At 42.9% G+C, this 1,140-nt stretch carries 2 protein-coding genes; one reads left to right on the plus strand and one right to left on the minus strand.

The genetic code is table 11. The features are described 5' to 3' along the window. Positions 1–34: 34 nt before the first annotated feature. The gene (locus R7P72_RS25335; RefSeq protein ID WP_005460676.1) at positions 35–517 is read left to right on the plus strand and encodes a putative 4-hydroxy-4-methyl-2-oxoglutarate aldolase; all 483 of its coding nucleotides are present in this window, start codon (positions 35–37) and stop codon (positions 515–517) included. Here the strand turns inward: R7P72_RS25335 and R7P72_RS25340 are convergent. Next, entirely contained in the window at positions 514–984 is a 471-nt protein-coding gene (locus R7P72_RS25340) for a hypothetical protein (RefSeq protein WP_020904215.1), read from the minus strand. The genes R7P72_RS25335 and R7P72_RS25340 overlap by 4 nt on opposite strands. Between the last annotated feature and the right edge of the window lie 156 nt (positions 985–1,140).

Genomic DNA, 1,140 nt, shown 5'->3' on the forward strand with positions numbered 1-1,140 from the left:
GTTATGCCCGAGCGAGCAAATTCACGGAGGAAATATGAGAGACATAACACCAGATATTTGTGACCAATTTGAAGACCAAGTGACGTTGCTAAATTTACCACTACAGAACTTTGGTCAACGTACCGCCTTTCATGGCGAAATTGTCACAGTGCGTTGCTATCACGATAATTCTAAAGTACGTGAAGTTCTAGAACAGGATGGCACTGGCAAAGTCTTGATTGTTGATGGACACGGTTCCTGCCAAAAAGCGCTGCTTGGTGACCAGCTGGCGATACTCGGTATCGAAAATGGTTGGGAAGGCATCATTGTGTACGGAGCAGTGCGTGATGTGGCACAAATGTCGCAAATGGACATAGGAGTGCAAGCGTTGGGTACATGCCCGTTTAAAACGGAAAAGCGTGGTGTGGGTGAAGTCAACGTGACGTTAACGATGCTGAACCAAATTGTTCAACCAAAACATCATGTTTATGCCGATTGGAATGGGGTGTTGATTTCAAAAGAAGCACTCGATTTTTAGAATCGGAAACCTAAACCTACCTCAAAGCCTTGTTGCCAATCTTGGTAATCCAACGTCGCGTGAATGTCTAACTTATCGGTAATTTTCACGCGGCTAGAAAGTTCAGCAGCGAGGCTACTGTCTTCGGTTTGAATGCCGTTGCTATTCTCAGATTTGTAAGATCTTACGGTACTTTTTACGGTGACACGATCATTGAAGTGGTAGCTGATCCCGCTGAGAAAGCCGCTTTGGTTTTGAGTCGGAGAGTTATTGACTCGCGCACCTACATAAAGGTCAACAGAATCAAAAAGTTCATAGGCGTAGCCACCATCAATATTCCATACATCAAAGCTGTCGGTTTGGTAACTTTCACTCGAGATAAACAGTTTGTGAGGAGACGCGCTTGTTTTCCCTGGAAGGGGAGGGAGATCGTTAGCAAAAGAAACGCCAGACACTAAAAACAGTAACAGAAAAAGCCATTTTTTCATGTCCACCACTCCTTGTGTCTAACTTTTTTATTAGTATCTGCTAAAAGCTTCTCACTATTAAAGCATAGAATATGAAAGCCAACACATCTATTTTCTAAATAATTCGATCCTAGGAACATTGATCACAGTTAAGTTGTTGTTAACGAGAAACAACAC

This window comes from Vibrio sp. Vb0888 (assembly GCF_033338835.1).
GTDB classification, from domain to species: domain Bacteria; phylum Pseudomonadota; class Gammaproteobacteria; order Enterobacterales; family Vibrionaceae; genus Vibrio; species Vibrio alginolyticus.

Excerpts from the sequence above, each read along its gene's own strand:
- R7P72_RS25340 (WP_020904215.1), bottom strand. The coding sequence starts at position 984 with ATGAAAAAATGGCTTTTTCTGTTACTGTTTTTAGTGTCTGGCGTTTCT.
- R7P72_RS25335 (WP_005460676.1), top strand. The coding sequence starts at position 35 with ATGAGAGACATAACACCAGATATTTGTGACCAATTTGAAGACCAAGTG.